Origin of the sequence: Halalkalibaculum sp. DA3122 (genome assembly GCF_043951865.1) — a bacterium.
GTDB lineage: Bacteria > Bacteroidota > Rhodothermia > Balneolales > Balneolaceae > JAMQKA01.
In genome coordinates this window covers 30,977-47,179 of the sequence record NZ_JBINJF010000020.1, presented here as the reverse complement: position 1 = coordinate 47,179, position 16,203 = coordinate 30,977, and the positions used below count along the sequence as shown (strand labels likewise).

Annotated in this window: 15 protein-coding genes and 1 pseudogene; 12 read left to right on the top strand and 4 right to left on the bottom strand. The window is 49.3% G+C overall.

The genetic code is table 11. From position 1 onward, the window contains the following. Positions 1 to 15 precede the first annotated feature (15 nt). The 7 genes from ACG2F4_RS13320 to ACG2F4_RS13290 all read left to right on the top strand — a co-directional run bounded on the left by ACG2F4_RS13320 (position 16) and on the right by ACG2F4_RS13290 (position 5,805). Positions 16 to 345, top strand: coding sequence for a TraR/DksA family transcriptional regulator (locus tag ACG2F4_RS13320; protein ID WP_395261371.1), 330 nt, complete (start codon positions 16 to 18; stop codon positions 343 to 345). 338 nt (positions 346 to 683) lie between these two features. Continuing rightward, a complete protein-coding gene (locus ACG2F4_RS13315; RefSeq protein ID WP_395261370.1) occupies positions 684 to 1,346 on the top strand; it encodes an energy transducer TonB in 663 nt (220 codons plus the stop codon). A gap of 259 nt (positions 1,347 to 1,605) precedes the next feature. Further along, entirely contained in the window at positions 1,606 to 1,803 is a 198-nt protein-coding gene (locus tag ACG2F4_RS13310) for a hypothetical protein (RefSeq protein ID WP_395261369.1), read from the top strand. A gap of 273 nt (positions 1,804 to 2,076) precedes the next feature. After that, positions 2,077 to 2,328, top strand: coding sequence for a hypothetical protein (locus ACG2F4_RS13305; protein WP_395261368.1), 252 nt, complete (start codon positions 2,077 to 2,079; stop codon positions 2,326 to 2,328). A gap of 748 nt (positions 2,329 to 3,076) precedes the next feature. Next, positions 3,077 to 3,856 (top strand): dihydropteroate synthase, encoded by a 780-nt coding sequence (gene folP / locus ACG2F4_RS13300; protein WP_395261367.1) that lies wholly within the window; start codon positions 3,077 to 3,079, stop codon positions 3,854 to 3,856. Positions 3,857 to 3,943: 87 nt separating this feature from the next. Further along, positions 3,944 to 4,762, top strand: a complete 819-nt coding sequence (cdaA, locus tag ACG2F4_RS13295; protein WP_395261366.1) for a diadenylate cyclase CdaA — start codon at positions 3,944 to 3,946, stop codon at positions 4,760 to 4,762. Positions 4,763 to 4,914: 152 nt separating this feature from the next. Then, a complete protein-coding gene (locus tag ACG2F4_RS13290; protein ID WP_395261365.1) occupies positions 4,915 to 5,805 on the top strand; it encodes a DUF4097 family beta strand repeat-containing protein in 891 nt (296 codons plus the stop codon). A 58-nt stretch (positions 5,806 to 5,863) separates the two neighbouring features. Here the strand turns inward: ACG2F4_RS13290 and meaB are convergent, their stop codons facing one another. Next, positions 5,864 to 6,949: a methylmalonyl Co-A mutase-associated GTPase MeaB gene (gene meaB, locus ACG2F4_RS13285; RefSeq protein WP_395261364.1), complete on the bottom strand. Its 1,086-nt coding sequence runs from the start codon at positions 6,947 to 6,949 to the stop codon at positions 5,864 to 5,866. Between the two features lie 68 nt (positions 6,950 to 7,017). Beyond that, positions 7,018 to 7,319, bottom strand: a pseudogene (locus ACG2F4_RS13280) (endonuclease domain-containing protein). Positions 7,320 to 7,698: 379 nt separating this feature from the next. Here ACG2F4_RS13280 and ACG2F4_RS13275 point away from each other — a divergent pair. Together ACG2F4_RS13275 and ACG2F4_RS13270 are read left to right on the top strand one after the other, a co-directional pair. Further along, positions 7,699 to 7,932, top strand: a complete 234-nt coding sequence (locus ACG2F4_RS13275; RefSeq protein WP_395261363.1) for a hypothetical protein — start codon at positions 7,699 to 7,701, stop codon at positions 7,930 to 7,932. Continuing rightward, on the top strand, positions 7,929 to 8,228 hold the full coding sequence (locus ACG2F4_RS13270) for a type II toxin-antitoxin system RelE/ParE family toxin (protein ID WP_395261362.1): 300 nt from the start codon (positions 7,929 to 7,931) through the stop codon (positions 8,226 to 8,228). Before ACG2F4_RS13275 ends, ACG2F4_RS13270 begins: the two co-directional genes overlap by 4 nt. A gap of 68 nt (positions 8,229 to 8,296) precedes the next feature. On the opposite strand, the gene scpA is transcribed toward ACG2F4_RS13270, so the two are convergent. Both scpA and ACG2F4_RS13260 read right to left on the bottom strand, forming a co-directional pair. Beyond that, complete coding sequence (scpA, locus tag ACG2F4_RS13265) at positions 8,297 to 10,441, bottom strand: methylmalonyl-CoA mutase (protein WP_395261361.1); 2,145 nt, start codon at positions 10,439 to 10,441, stop codon at positions 8,297 to 8,299. Between the two features lie 79 nt (positions 10,442 to 10,520). Continuing rightward, entirely contained in the window at positions 10,521 to 12,545 is a 2,025-nt protein-coding gene (locus ACG2F4_RS13260; RefSeq protein WP_395261360.1) for a methylmalonyl-CoA mutase family protein, read from the bottom strand. Between the two features lie 170 nt (positions 12,546 to 12,715). Between ACG2F4_RS13260 and ACG2F4_RS13255 the strand changes: the two genes are divergently transcribed. The 3 genes from ACG2F4_RS13255 to ACG2F4_RS13245 all read left to right on the top strand — a co-directional run bounded on the left by ACG2F4_RS13255 (position 12,716) and on the right by ACG2F4_RS13245 (position 16,054). Continuing rightward, positions 12,716 to 13,879 (top strand): acyl-CoA dehydrogenase, encoded by a 1,164-nt coding sequence (locus ACG2F4_RS13255; protein WP_395261359.1) that lies wholly within the window; start codon positions 12,716 to 12,718, stop codon positions 13,877 to 13,879. A gap of 175 nt (positions 13,880 to 14,054) precedes the next feature. Further along, positions 14,055 to 15,317, top strand: a complete 1,263-nt coding sequence (locus tag ACG2F4_RS13250; protein WP_395261358.1) for a PAS domain S-box protein — start codon at positions 14,055 to 14,057, stop codon at positions 15,315 to 15,317. Positions 15,318 to 15,613: 296 nt separating this feature from the next. Further along, positions 15,614 to 16,054 carry a SufE family protein gene (locus ACG2F4_RS13245; RefSeq protein ID WP_395261357.1) on the top strand — a complete coding sequence of 147 codons (441 nt, stop codon included), beginning with the start codon at positions 15,614 to 15,616 and terminating at the stop codon, positions 16,052 to 16,054. Positions 16,055 to 16,203 lie beyond the last annotated feature (149 nt).

Sequence of the window (16,203 nt, the reverse complement as noted above, 5' to 3'; positions counted from 1 at the left end):
AAAACTGGAAATACCATGAATAGCAAAGAGCAGCAGGAGATGAAACAGGTTATCCTCGAAAAAATTGAGGAAACCGAAGAGGAAATAAAACAGCTGAAAGAGCTTACCAAGCCTGTCAAGCCGGATAACGCCTATGGCCGGCTTTCCCGGATGGATGCGATCAACAACAAGTCTATCAATGATGCGGCGTTAAGAGAGCAGAAAAGTAGGTTGCAAAAGCTTGAGCGGGCCCTCGATAAGCTGGAGGAAGGGAACTACGGGAACTGCGTAAAATGCGGGGACCCTATTCCCCTGGGGCGCCTCAAGTTTATGCCCTGGACTGCAAAATGTGTGAATTGCGCATAGCGTATGAACTGGCCCAATTATTGATGAAAATGGTATATAATCCGGGGAGTGCCCCTCTTTCAAAAAATGCTTTTGACCCGGTGCCGGAGAGTTTGCGTTTCTGGAGCGGATCTATCCTACATGTTCATCAGTAAATGTACTACATCGCCCCACGATGTAATAGAATATACTGTATATACGCGGATTACCGTTATTGAAGGTAGACAGAAAGGCGTTGCAAAACCATCCATGCCACTCCCTGCTATCAGGTGGCGGGAACTGTTTTCCCATCAGCAGTGGAAAGATGGTTTGGCAAAGGCTTTAAATAAACCATTAACTCAAGCGAAAAGGTGACTGTTATGGGTCTTACATGGAAAAAGCCGGAAGCTGAGTTGCGAAACTACTATATACTGTTTATTGAGATCGGTATAGTGGTGGTCCTGATTATCTTTTTGACCGCGACAAAACTACACATCCGACCCCAGGCTAAAGAACTTGATTTGACAATGGAGCAGGAGGTAATACAGATGGAGGAAGTCATTCAGACCAAGCAGGAGCAGCGGCCTCCCCCTCCACCACGCCCTCCGGTACCGGTGACGGTTCCCAATGATGCCGTTATCGAGGATCAGATAATCGATATTGACGCCGAGCTTACATTCGAGGAAGAGCTGGAACTGCCGCCGCCTCCAAAAGAGGAGAGCAGGGAAGAGGAGGAAGAGGATTTTTTTGTGGTAGTCGAACAGATGCCACAGCTCAAAGGGGGATTGGCCAAACTGCAGCAGTGTGTTAAATATCCCGAATTGGCCCGCAGGGCCGGCATTGAAGGCCGGGTTATTGTGCAGTTTGTGGTCAATGAGCAGGGAAAAGTTGAAAATCCCCAGGTTGTTCGGGGCATCGGCGGTGGTGCTGATGAAGAGGCCCTGCGTTGCGTACGACTGGCCGAATTTGAACCCGGGCGCCAACGCGGTATTCCGGTGCGCGTACAATACAGCCTGCCGGTCGTTTTCAGGCTCCAAAACTGAGGGAACGACCGCCTCTATTATTATCATTTGTCATCAGCAGGGTGATGAAGGTGGAACATAGCTGCAGCCTCGCAAAGATCTTTGGCATAATCATAATAATACCGCCGTGCGGGAAGGCGGCCCCGGAATCCCGGACTCATCAGCCGGCCTATCTGCGCGCGTTGAAAATGCCTGTTAAATCTATTATTTAAACAACAGGAGAATTTTTCAGGCTTATTTTCCGTTAAATATTTGAATATGAACTTAAGAATATCTGGTTATGGCTGAGAAAAAAGAAAAATTTGAGAAAATGATTGAGAACCCGACCTCATACCAGTTAAAAGCATATTATGATGCAAAAGAGAAGGCGTGTCTGGATGCCATGAAATCGTCTAAATCAAAAAATCCACATAACAAAGGATCTCAACTGGCTGATTTTTGGGATTATGTTTATGAGCAGTTTTATGAGATACAGTAATAAAAATTGGTTTATGCAATTAAATTTAACGTAGTGCCATAGGTAGCAATTGCCCTGGAGCACAACATACGTTATTACCATTGGTTGCAGGATGTACACATCCTGCAATTTTTTTATGTAATTTTTTTAAAAGATTAATTTTCTTTGAAAGAATGCATTGTTCAGTTTTATAACAGTATATTTTATATACAGAAACTTATATTACTTTTTATAAGTTGTATTGACGACTACAGAAGCTACCATTTGTAAAAGGGAATAATATATATACTTGACATGGATATTAAATTTGTAGAAAGAGAAAAGATTAAAACATCTAAAAAAAGATCCTCTAAATTTAAGCCCCTGTTGGAAGCACTTGACCAGCTGGAGGTGGGGGGAGATGCCATCGAAGTGGATTATGAGGATGACAAGAATGTCAACTCTATGCGTACGGCGGTATACCAGTACAACCAGGAGAAAGGTGTTAAAATCAAAAGTGGCAAAGATTCGAAAAACAAAAAGATCTATTTTTACCGTGAAAAATGATTTTTGCCGTCTTTAGTAGATCTTAACAACCCATCTGCTTACGAATCGCGAGGGGGAATTAGGGATTAAGGATTAGGAATTTCGAAAGGGATGCCGGGATGGAGAGCGCCGGGCTTCGATCTTCCTGAATTCCTCTTCTCCAACCGGAACTTTATGGATGCTCATCCCATCCATTAGGAGCTGATTCTTACCTCATCGAGATTCTCCCTGTAGAAGGAGGACAGGAAGATTGACCTTCTGTTTCTTCTAACGCTTACATTATTCACGTATGCAGCTTCTTGTTGAGACTTTTTAGTCAGTCTCACGGAATAGCCCGTTCGTATGTAAAACTAAGGTTATCAGCCTTCCCGGCCTTGAACGGGGCGGGTGTCCATTCCCGCCTAGATCTTTTATGTTTCTTTTGGATCAAGCCAAAATAGGCTACTTTTCCGTTGAGACTTCCTAAGCACCGTTCGCTGTTCTTCTTTTGACCATTTCAAAAAATGGACACCCGGTTATGTTTTGGTAAAGCCTTCCTGCTGTATAATGTTGAAATAGAGTGTAGTATATACAAAAAAGGCGCGTGAAATTAGCAGCCTGACAAAGAAATGGGCGACTACGTTATTACGTTATAATATTGTACTTTAGTTTAGGTCATATCCCTCAATCTAATTATATATCGGCATTAACATTGGAATATTCGATACAGTCTGAGTTGAATCAGTTACAATGCAGAGACAGAAAGCTGGATCTTACCTCACCCGCAGTTATGGGCATATTGAATATTACGCCCGATTCTTTTTCCGACGGGGGAGAATACAATGAACTGGACAGCGCCATGGGCCATGTCGGGTTGATGGTGGGCCAGGGAGCCGACATTATTGATGTCGGGGGAGAGTCGACCCGCCCCGGCTCTGATCCGGTAACCGAAGACGAGGAGCTGCGCCGGGTAATTCCCGTGCTGGAACGAGCAATTCCCGAATTCCCGGAAACTATTTTTTCCATTGACACTACAAAGTACAGGGTGGCTCAGAAGGCGCTTGACTGTGGAGTCCATATCGTAAATGATATCAGTGGCCTGCAACGGGAGCCCCGGCTGGCCGACCTTTGCGCTGAACGGGGCGCTGGATACATCCTGATGCACTCGAAAGGAAACCCGAAAACGATGCAGGACAATCCCCGGTACAATGATGTCGTTGACGAGGTGCATACCTTTTTTGAACGGCAGGCGGCCCTGGCAAAAGGAAAGGGAGTTCAGAATATAATACTGGATCCGGGCATAGGATTTGGCAAGTCCCTGGAACACAATTTGACCCTCCTGTCAAATCTGGATGCATTCGGCGATCTGGGCTACCCCCTGCTGGTGGGAGCCTCCCGAAAGTCGATGCTGGGAGAAATACTCGACGGGCGCGAGGTCGACGGGCGGCTGGCCGGCACCGTGGCGGTGCATTACCACGCCATGATGAAGGGCGCCAAAATCATACGCGTGCATGACGTCCGACAAGCAACAGATTCCGTAATGGTGTATAATGCACTGGCGAAGACGTAGTCTATGCTGAGCTGTTTCCTGCTTAACCGGTCGCGGCCGTACTTCTTACATAATGGAATTATCTGATAACCTTTAACCGATTACAACGTGATTCCCGTAGGATTTCTCGAATTTGGCTTTAAAGACCTGTTCGAGGTACTCATTATCGCTTTTATCCTGTTCTACCTCTACCGGTGGATACGGGGATCGTTTGCAATCCAGGCGGCGGTGGGACTCGTCTTTATTATCCTGATTAATGCGCTTGTCAGTGCCCTCGGCCTGACCACGATCAACTTTATCCTTCGCAGTATACTGGATGTGGGGGTCCTGGCGGTGTTTATCATCTTCCAGCCGGAGATCCGCAAGCTGCTCTACAGCCTGGGGCAGAATACCAACCTCGATCGTTTCTTTATCCGCTCCAACTCAGATACCGTGATTGACGAGGTGATTGAAGCGGTGCGAAATATGTCGCATACCAAAACGGGAGCGCTCATTGTTTTTGCCCGTACCTCCACCCTGCAAGACCTGGTCGACGTGGGAGTAAAGCTGGATGCCCGCGTAAACAGCGAGTTGCTGGAGTCGATCTTTAACAAAACCAGTCCCCTGCACGACGGCGCCATCGTTATCCGCAACAACCGGATCGTCGCCGCCAGCTGTTACCTGCCGATCTCCCAAAATCCCAACTTATCCTCGGTCTTTGGCACCCGTCACCGGGCCGCTGTGGGGATCACCGAAACAAACAACGTGTTTGTGGTGGTGGTATCGGAAGAAACCGGAAGAATATCCGTGGCCCGAAACGGATCGCTGACCAGTGGACTCACGATACAGAAGCTCCGGGCGGAAATGCAGCAGACGCTCGGGGAGCAAAAGATGGATGAAAGCGAAATGAGTTTCTCTTCCACAAAGTCTGAGCTCAACCTGAATTAATCCACGTTCTTTCGCAAGAGAACCTTGAAATCGGGGATTCCATTTTTCTTTTCATAAAAATCCGGTTTGGAAAAGAACAGGATAAACATTTGCTGCCTGCTGTCGCATAAATGTTGTTTAAGAATCAGAATGCAAATCAAATAGTGCTACATATGAAAATGCTCAGGAACTACAGTTCAATACTACTTGGGATTCTGTTTTTCAGTTTGGCAGGTACGACGGCGGCTCAAAAGACCGACACGTATAACCTGGACGAAACGTATGAGATATCGGAGAACGGGACGATTGAATTGCACAGTAACGATGCGGGGCTCGTTGACATTCGCGGTTCCGACCGCAACCAGGTGCGCTTGATCGTCACCTATCGCCTGGAAGTGGATGGACTCAGCATCGGTAAGCAGGATAAATTTGACATGGAGGTTGCAGAGCGAAATGGGGATCTTATCATTAGAGAAACAGCGGATGAGCAGGGATTGAACCTGAACCTGGGCTCTGTCACTAAAAAATACACGATAACAATACTTGCGCCCCGGGATGCAAACCTGGATCTCTATGGGGATGACGATACCTACGAAATTACTGATATGGATGGAAGTATTCGTATCGATTCAGATGACGGCGAAATGTACTTGCGCAACTGCCGGGGTGGTGAGTTTCACTTTGATTATGACGATGGAGAACTCGTGATGGACAGCGGTTCCGGGCGACTGGTGCTGAATGTTGATGATGGGGAGGCGGATGTTCGCAACGGCCGGTTCGATGAAGTTGACATAACGAGTGCCGACGGAGATATCAATTTATCAACTTCGCTGGCCGAGGGTGGAAATTATAATGTCGGTTCCGATGATGGCGATATCGACCTGACAATCCTGGATGGAGGCGGCGAATTTCGCGTGGAACACGATGATATCAGGATCTCGGCCGGTCCCGACTTTGAACAAGTTGAAAGGAATGAAAATTTTACACGTTATCGATTGCCTGGTGGCAGTGCCCGGGTCCGGATAGAAACCGATAACGGTGGTGTGCGTTTTTTCACCCGGTAGCATGATATTCAAGTCTAAAAAACGGTCTGTCCAATTTTTTTGAACAATTTGCGTATGTTCAGACTTGCCGGAATTGATCCAGGAGGATGTTCGCTGCTTTGAATGGGCTTATTTCTCCATTCAACACGTTCTGTTCAACCCGTTCGAGCATTTGTTTTACCCTGGAATCACTATAAAATTCATCTGAGAGCCGGTTTTGGATCGTCTCGTACATCCAGTTGCGCGACTGCCGGTTCCGCTTGTCCCGGAAAAACCCGTTTTCTTTGGTTTGGGATATATACTCCTCAATCATTTCCCAAATTTCCTCAATCCCTTTGCCGGTGGTCGCAGAGCAGGTCGTGACCTGGGGCCCCCAGCCTGATTCCGGCTCGGGATACAGGTGCAGTGCATTCTTGTATTCGCGCACCGCCTGTTTTACCTGGATTGGATCACTGCTGTCAATCTTGTTAATGGCAATGGCATCAGCCATCTCCATGATGCCGCGCTTGATGCCCTGCAGTTCATCGCCGGCGCCGGCCAGCATCAGCAGCAGGAAAAAATCGACCATGGAATGCACGGCCGTTTCGGACTGTCCCACCCCTACTGTTTCGATAAAGATGGTATCGTAGCCGGCGGCCTCACAGAGGTAGATCGTTTCACGCGTTTTGCGCGCCACTCCGCCCAGCGATCCGGCGGTCGGGGATGGACGAATGTAAGCATGTTCATTATTGGCCAGCGTTTCCATCCTGGTTTTATCACCCAGGATGCTGCCCTTGGTCTTGGTGCTGCTGGGATCGATCGCCAGCACGGCCAGCTTTCGCTGCTTCTTATCAATAATATGATTGCCCAACATTTCAATAAAAGTGCTTTTCCCCACGCCCGGTACGCCTGTGATACCTACTCTGATGGAATTACCGGTATGTGGCAGACACTCTTCAATGATCTCTTCGGCCTGCTCGCGGTGTTTCGATCGGGAGCTCTCAATCAGTGTAATGGCCCGGCTGAGGATAGTACGGTTGCCTTCCCGAATGCCTTCCACGTAATCATCAACTGTCAGCTTTTTTTTACGATTTTTCAGGCGTTCCAGTCCCCTGGGATTGATGGAGTCGGAGAGACCATCTTGTTCTCGGGATGCTGATTCGGTTTTATTTTTTGAGTCAGACAATAGGGTGTTTGCTTGGGTTTTAGTTCAGCATAATATTTAACCGGAAAGGACTCGAAGAATATGTTTGGTTAGGTATTCTTATTGATCCAGTATTCCAATGAATCCATAACTTCATCCATATTTTCTTTGATTTCCATGTCTTCAAATCTAAGAAAATGGACTCCCAGCTTTTCTATTTCTTTTTGACGATTCAGATCCGAAACACTGACTTCGGGATGCAAGTGCGTTACTCCATCCACTTCGATCGCCAGTTTTAATTCATGGCAATAAAAATCAACAATATAGTCAAGAATAGGTACTTGTCGATGTAATTGAACACCCAGGCTCGTTTCCTGATTTTCTGCCAAAGCAATACCTCACAGAAAGTCATATTCCTCCTTAACTTTCTTGCCAGCGGCTTTAGTTTAGGGTTATATGGCAGAATTTCGTTTCGAGCCATATTCTATATTTTTGCAACTTGAAAATCCCTCCTTGAGGAGGGTGCACAGATTCCGCGGGTTTTCGGAATTTGAGCGGGAGGTGTCCTTTATTAAGTGGGAGTTTTCACACTCCTCAGATAGATTTGAGGAACAGCTAAAATCTATCATCTCCCCTCGAGGAGTTCTACATTCCCAGTTGGAAATAATTTGCTCTAAAAGAAATTGCGACCTATGGTTTCTTTGAAACTTACAAAGTTGTTCTATCGACAAAATGTTATCATATTGAAGAACAATGATACATAAATAAATGTTATCAAAACAATTGTGGCAATGGAAACAGACAACAAAAAACTTGAGCTGATTCGCTGGCTAACAGAGGTTGAGGATGATGCTATTCTTGAGCAAATAGAATTTATAAAACGAAGCGACCGGGAAAATTGGAATGCTCTTGCAAAGGAAGAGCAAGAGGCTATCCAAGAGGGACTTGCAGAACTTGAGCGAGGTGAAGGAATTGAGCATGATACCGTAATCAATGAGTTGAGAAAGAAGTACTCAGCCGAATGAGTTACTCGATCAGATGGTCACCGCGTGCAGTCGATGACATCTCTATTCAACTGGATTACATTGAGCAGGAATGGAACAGAACCGTTGTAAATAAATTCCTAAACCGTATTGAAGATGTTTTGGAGACCATTGCTGATAACCCTAAGCTTTTTCCTCAAATTCAAAAAAAGAAAGCAATTCGCCGGTGTGTTATAAATTCACATCTTGTACTTTACTACCGCCTTTCCGGAACACAAATTGAGCTAATCACATTCTGGAATACAAGTAAAAATCCAGAAAACTTACCTATAGATTAAACTCTGTGTAACTTTGTGCCTTCTCTGCGCAACTCTGTGGTACAACCCCAACAGCACAATATCTAATCCTACTCCTCCCGGCTCTCAATCAGCACCTTCAAAATCTGCTGGGCGGCCAGCGAAATGACGGTGCCGGGACCAAAGATGGCAATCACGCCCTTGTCGTAGAGAAACTCATAATCCTGCTTGGGAATGACACCGCCGACAATCACCATAATGTCATCGCGACCAAGTTCCTCCAGCTCCTCGATCACCTGCGGCACCAGTGTTTTGTGTCCTCCTGCCAGGCTGGAAACACCTAAAATATGCACATCATTTTCCACCGCCTGCTGAGCGGCCTCCTCCGGTGTCTGGAACAGCGGACCGATATCCACATCGAAGCCGAGATCAGCGAAGCTGGTTGAGATCACCTTGGCGCCGCGGTCGTGCCCGTCCTGGCCCATCTTGGCCACCATAATGCGCGGGCGGCGGCCCTCCAGCTCCGCAAAATCATCTGCCAGCCGCTGGGCTTTTTTAAAATTTTGATCTTTGTCTATTTCTGAAGAATACACGCCTGATATCGATCTTACGGTTGCCTTGTAACGTCCGAACACCTTCTCCATAGCATCGGAGATTTCCCCGAGGGTCGCCCGTTTGCGGGCGGCTTCCACGGCGGTCTCCAGCAAGTTGCCATCGCCGGATTCCGCCACGTCAGTCAGCGCATCAAGTGCTGATTGCACCTCGGCCTCGTTGCGTTCGTCGCGCAGTTTTTCGAGGCGGCGGAGCTGGTTGTTGCGGACTTTCGTGTTATCCACCTCAAGAATGTCAATCGGTGATTCTTTGTCAACCCGGTACTTGTTGACGCCCACGATGGTGTCCTTGCCGGAATCGATGCGCGCCTGCTTCTTGGCGGCGGCTTCTTCAATCCGCATCTTCGGCAGACCCGTTTCAATAGCCTTGGCCATGCCGCCCAGCTCCTCCACCTCCTGGATCAGCTCCCACGCACGGCGGGCGATGCGGTCGGTGAGATACTCAACATAATAGGAGCCCGCCCACGGGTCCACGGCGTGCGTGATGCCGGTCTCTTCCTGCAGGTAGATCTGTGTGTTGCGGGCGATACGCGCCGAAAAGTCGGAGGGCAGTGCGATCGCCTCATCCAGCGCATTGGTGTGCAGCGACTGCGTGTGCCCCAGCGCCGCGGCCATCGCCTCAATAGTGGTACGCGTCACGTTGTTGAACGGATCCTGCTCTGTCAGGCTCCAGCCGGAAGTCTGGCTGTGGGTACGCAGCGACATCGACTTGGGATTTTGGGGATTAAATTGCTTCACCAATTTTGCCCAGAGCATACGCCCGGCGCGCATCTTCGCAATCTCCATAAAATGATTCATCCCGATGGCCCAGAAGAAGGAAATCCGCGGGGCAAACTCGTCGATATCAAGCCCGGCGTCCAGCCCGGTGCGCAGGTATTCCAGCCCGTCGGCCAGCGTGTAGGCCAGCTCAATATCACAGGTAGCACCCGCCTCCTGCATGTGATAGCCGCTGACGGAGATGGAGTTAAACTTCGGCATATACCTGGAGGTATATTCAAAAATATCGCCGATAATCCGCATGGAGGGCTTGGGCGGGTAGATGTAGGTATTGCGCACCATGAACTCCTTGAGGATGTCATTCTGGATGGTGCCTGCCAGCTGTTCTTTGGCCACGCCCTGCTCCTCGGCCGTCACGATGTAAAACGCCATGATCGGGATTACGGCCCCGTTCATAGTCATGGAAACCGACATCTCATCCAGCGGAATCTCATCAAACAGGATCTTCATATCCAGGATAGAGTCGATCGCTACGCCGGCTTTGCCCACATCGCCGGTCACGCGCGGGTGATCGGAATCGTAGCCGCGGTGGGTGGCCAGGTCGAATGCCACGGAGAGCCCTTTCTGTCCCTGGGCCAGCGCTTTTCGGTAGAACTCGTTCGATTCCTCGGCCGTTGAAAAGCCCGCATACTGTCGGATAGTCCACGGCCGGAGCGCATACATGGTGGAATACGGTCCGCGGAGATAGGGCGGAATGCCGGCCGCGTAGTCAAGATGTTCAACCCCTTCGAGGTCTTCTTCCGAATAAAATGGTTTGACCGGGATTTGCTCCGGCGTTTCCCACTTTTCTGCCGTCTTGTCCGGCGGACTTTGGCCGTTTTCGGGAAAGGTCGATTCGTAAGTGATGTCGGCAAAGTCAGGTCTCATAGGAATTAAAAATTAGGAATTAAAAATGAAGAATTGGTGGATTGCTCAGTTCCAATTTTTAATTCTTCATTCTTCATTTTTAATTAAGTTCGATTCCGAGTTTCTGATGGAACTCTTTGAGTGTTTCCAGTACGTTTGATTTTCGGTGGATAAAAGCCTCGATACCCGCTTCCATGTAGGATTCAATCCGCTCCCCGGGATCGCCGGCCAGTACTGCTATCGGTTGCTTGTCAAGAGATTGAAGCTGTTTGCACATTGGCTCAACCAGTTCGGTGTATTCCTGGTCGGAGCTGCACAGAACCACGATATCCGGCTGCTGCTCCTTAACTGCTGTTATAGCTTCCTCAATATTTTCGTAACCCAGCGGATCCTCAATATCGTAGCCTGCGCAGCCGAAGAAGTTGGCGGCGAATGTGGAGCGGGCCTTGCGCATTTTGCGGTCGCCGAGCGGCAGCATCAGCACCGTCGGGGTTTCAGGATGTCGCTCTGTGGCCAGCCGCAGCTGCTCGAAGGCGTCAGTACCCCGGTAGGGCTGAATGTTGCGGAACAGCTGCTTGCCGTGGTCAAATAGCCCGGGAATCACATCGCCCAGCTGGGCCCCGGCTTCAAACTGGTCCGCCAGCGAATTCACAATACGCCCCTGGTCGATCTCCACATCGCGATCCGACTCCTTCAGGGAAACGGCCCGGTATTCGGAATCAAACTTATCGGCCATTCTATCATCCGGGTTGGGATACTGGTTGATGCCCACAAAAATGCGTCCCCGTTCGGCAATGGCACGGTTTCGTTTTTCCACAGAACCCCGGATCACGGTAGCAATAGTACCATGTTTAAGAGCTTTGAAAATACCGCCCTGCTTTTCGATCTCCTGGAACTGTTGCCAGGCTGCAGCTGCAATCTTGTCGGTCAGCATTTCAATATAGTAGGAGCCCGCCCCGGGATCATACACCTGGTCAAGATAGGCTTCCTCCTTGAAGATGATCTGGGAGTTTCGGGCTATGCGCTGCCCAAACTCATCCGGCTGCTGGTAGGAAAGATTGAACGGGTTTATCGTGATCGAATCGCACCCTGCGATGGCGGCCGACATCCCCTCGGTGCTGGTTCGCAGCATATTCGTATGGGGATCATAAACCGGTTTGTTCCAGCGAGAAGTTTCCCCGTGGATGTATGTCTGTGACGATTTTTCTTCGTCAGGTTTATAAGCTTCTACTACTTTTTCCCAAAGGACTCGGGCGGCACGGAACTTGGCTATCTCCAAAAAATAGTTGCTGCCGATGGGAAGCCTAAAGTGAATACGAGAAGCGATGGCATCCACCGGGCAATCCTGTTCAGAGAGTTTGGCCAGGTATTCGCTGCCGGTTGCCAGTGCCAGTGCCAGCTCTTCCGTGATGGTCGCCCCGGCCTCGTGCCAGGTTCGCCCGTCAATTCCAAGGCAGCGTACGCCCGGCAGATTTTGATCACAAAATGAGACCATCTGGGCCGCTTCATCAAGCAATCGCCCTTCCGGCTTGGGCAGCTGACCGTGGATGGCGATGTAGGAATAGGGATCGTACAAAAATGTAGCCTGTACGGAATCCGGATGTACATTGCGTTGCTTCAGTTCATTGTGGAGCAACGCCATAAGCACAGGCGTGCCAAGGCCTGAATCAAAATGGAGGGTCACATCTTCCAAGGCAACCTTGTTCAACAATTCCCGGAAATCTTTTTGGCTTTGGATGGCTGTTCCCTGCAGGTCGCCCCCCAGCCCGCCCTCGGTGCGCTGGACATGAAATTGGAATTGCAGCGCCTCAGCACCGCGCTCGATGGCATTTCGGGCGGTTTCATTGGCCCGGGTGACATCCTGCCCAAAAATGGGCTGGCAGATCTGCCACTCGTTTTTCTCTTTGTCGGGCGGGGGCACGGGACGTGTATGCTCGAGTTCATCCATATCCTCGCGCCGGTAAAAAGGCAGGGCGTTGATACCTTCACCGGTTTCCCATTTCAGTTTCTGCCGGTAGTCGGCGCCTTTAAGATCTTCTTCAATTACTTTTTCCCACTCTTCCCTTGAGACGGGCGGAAACTCCTCAAAGAGTGATTGCCCGGTATCGATCTCCTTATTTCCCATAATCACCTGTGATTTTTATGAAAGATAAACAGTCACATTCTAAGATAATAACAGCAGTTTTTGGGGATTGATTCATATTAAGTTGTCAACTCAGCAGGAAAATGAATATCATTCTTCCGGTTTTGTTCAAAATAAAATAGGGAAACTCACCACATTTTAATCATCTATTTATGGACCAGGTTAAACAAGAGATGATGCCACTTACCAATCTCACCGAAGATGAACGCATGCTGAAAGAGGCCGCCGCTGACTTTGCCCGGGCCTCCATCAAGCCCAAAGTGGAGCAGATGGACGAACAGGCCAAGCTGGATCCCGACCTGATGCAGGAATTTTTTGAGATGGGCCTGATGGGGATCGAAATTCCCGAGCAGTACGGGGGCGCCGGCGGCAGCTTCTTCATGTCTATCCTGGCGATTGAGGAGATCTCCAAAGTGGATGCCTCGGCCGCCGTGTTCATGGATGTGCAAAATACGCTGGTCAACAACGCCTTTCTGCGCTGGGGTAGCGAGCAGATCAATGAGCGATATCTTCCCCGCCTGGCTACCGAGAAGGTCGGCGCCTACTGTCTTTCGGAGGCGGAATCCGGCAGCGACGCTTTTGCCATGAAGACTACTGCCAAGGAGCAGGGCGACCACTACCTGCTAAACGGTGCCAAGATGTGGATCACCAATGCGGCGGAGGCAGACATTTTCATCGTTTTTGCCACGCTTAATCCCGAGGCGGGCTACAAGGGGATCACCGCTTTTGTGGTGGAACGGGATTTTGACGGATTTTCTGTTTCAAATAAAGAAAACAAGCTGGGCATCCGTGCCAGCTCAACCTGCGAGGTGCTGCTGGAGGACTGCAAAGTGCCTAAAGAGAACATCCTGGGCGAACCGGGCAAAGGCTATAAAGTGGCCATGGAGGTGCTGAATGAAGGCCGCATCGGCATCGGGGCGCAGATGGTGGGCATCGCGCAGGGCGCCCTGGATGCCGCGCTGGACTACACGCAACAGCGAAAGCAGTTTGGACAGGCGGTATCTGAGTTTCAGGGGGTCCGCTTCCAGCTGGCAAAGATGGCCACCGATATTGAGACGGCGCGGCTGCTGGTCTACAACGCCGCCCGCATCAAGGAGCAGGACCAGGATTTTACCAAACAGGCGGCGATGGCCAAGTACCACTCTTCGGAGGTGGCTGAACGAGTCTCTTCACTGGCTATAGATCTTTTTGGTGGGTATGGGTATGTAAAGGAGTACCCGGTGGAGAAGTTTTACCGGGATGCGAAAATTGGGAAAATTTACGAGGGGACCTCAAACATGCAGCTCAATACCATTGCCAAACTGCTGATCAAATAATGAGGTCTGGAAGTTCCATTCCATCCTGTTCCCGCTGTTGATGTACTGAAGGCGCCCCGCCTTTTTCGCCATGGAACGAAATTCATTGCCAAAAAATTAGTTTGTATGGAATGATTTGATTTGGTATTACTGTTCCTTCCGCTTGAACCCGAAATAGAGAACAAACGATCGAACAATGGCGTCGAACTGGCAAGAAAAGATTAAGAACCTTGGAAAAGACAAAGAATCCCAAAAGCAGCTGGAAGAGCTGTTTAAAGAACTGGAGAGCGAGAAAGAGCGGTATAAAACCGATCTTAATCTGCTGGAGTCGGCGATCAAGAATGACTACGACTCGATCCTGATCACAGAACTGAACCTGGATGAACCCGGTCCCCGTATTGTGTACGTGAACGAGGGTTTCACCAGGATGACAGGGTACAGCCGGGAGGAAGCGATCGGCCAGACCCCCCGCATCCTGCAGGGGCCGAAGACCGACCGAAAGGTGCTCGATAAACTGAAGCAGCGCCTTAAGGCGGGCAAGTCATTTTTCGGGCAGGCGGTCAACTACCGGAAGGATGGATCCGAATTTGTAAATCAGTGGGATATTCACCCGCTTACCGACGCGGCGGGCAATATAACACACTGGGTCTCGTACCAGCACGACATCACCGAGCGGAAACGAGCCGAGGAGGTACTCCTGGATACCCAGCGTGAGTTTGACGAGCTTCGGGAGGCTTCACACAAAACAGTCCTGGACGTGGATTTGCAGGGAAACATCGTGATGGCGAACAAATCGTTTCGAGAGCTGGTCGGATACAGCAAGGATGAACTCAAGCAGATAAAGGTGTGGGACCTGTTTCCCCAAAAATATCGCGATTCTCTCAAAAGCCGGTTTGACCAGGGAGCGGATGAAGAGCGGTTTGGCGGCCGACATTTCAAGGGCATTATCCGCCACAAGACCGGGGTCCCGATACAGATAGAGGGGGATACGAGGCTCCTGGATCTGAAGGACGGGACGCTGATCCGGGCTGAAATTCTCAATGTCACCATGCAGAAGCGGATTATGGAAACCTTGAAGCGCCGGAATCAGGAGTTTGATCGGCTCATGAGACAGGCGTCGGAATTCACATATCGGCTGCAGCTGATGAATGGCGAACCGATCTTTGAAGCTGTTTCCGAAGAGTTTCCGGTCTTTACCGGTATTTCGGCCGAGTTGGTACGGCAAGAGGGGGGATACAAAGAGTTTATCCACCAGGAGGACCTGGAAAAGGTCCGGAAGCACTATCAAAACGTGTTGAAAGGGAAAAGTTGTACCTGCAACTACCGGATTCACACCTCCGAAGATGAGTATGTGGAGATCATCGATTATGCCAAGCCGGAGTGGGACAACAGCCGTCAGTCGGTCGTTTGCGTGTGTGGAGCTGTAAGCCTGAAGCCTCAAACCGAACCGGCCGTTTAGTCTTGCATCAGCCTGGATTTTTCACCAAGAAATTTGTTCTTCAGCGAGGCAAAGGGGAAATGGCCGTGCAGACGTACTGTTGTACGATGAGCAGGTGATGTTCCCTTTAACGCAGTTGAAGGACAGACCCTTTACACCCTGTCAAGTAAAAAGGCCGTAAAATATGAGGTAAGATACTGCCTGCCATCAGGATACATGACTTTTGCATGCATTATAGTGAGAAATACGGGCTAAACATCGATCAGAATTCTTCTTATCTTGTAAGGAAACAAAATGATCTGTGGATATTTATATTTATGTCTGATATTCAGGAAATACAGCAAGAAATTATAAACGAGTTTCAGGCGCTCAGCGACTGGACCGAGCGATACAAGTATATCATTGAACTGGGTCGTCAGCTCTCCCCTCTTGATGAAGAATATAAAATTGAAGAAAACCTGGTGCGCGGATGCCAGTCTCAGGTATGGCTGCATACCCACCTCGATGACGGCATGGTAATATTTGAGGCTGACAGTGATGCCGCAATTACCAAGGGGCTGGTTGCACTGATGGTCCGTTTCTACTCTGGCCAGGATCCGGACACGATTATATCCACAAAACCCGCATTTATCCAAAAAATCGGGATGGAGAAGCATCTGTCTCCCACAAGATCCAACGGCCTGGCATCGATGGTAAAACAGATGAAAATTTACGCCATGGCATACAAAACCAAGCTTGACCAGCAGGCCGCGAATTAAACCAAATCATCTACAAAACACAATAGCGCGAAGTCGTTGGTTCGCAGGGCAATAGCAACATGCAGCCCAAGGAAAATATTAAGATGCCTTAAATAAGTTTGCGCGGTTTCTTTTTCTTTGTTATTTCTCCCTGTGCATAAAATGAACAA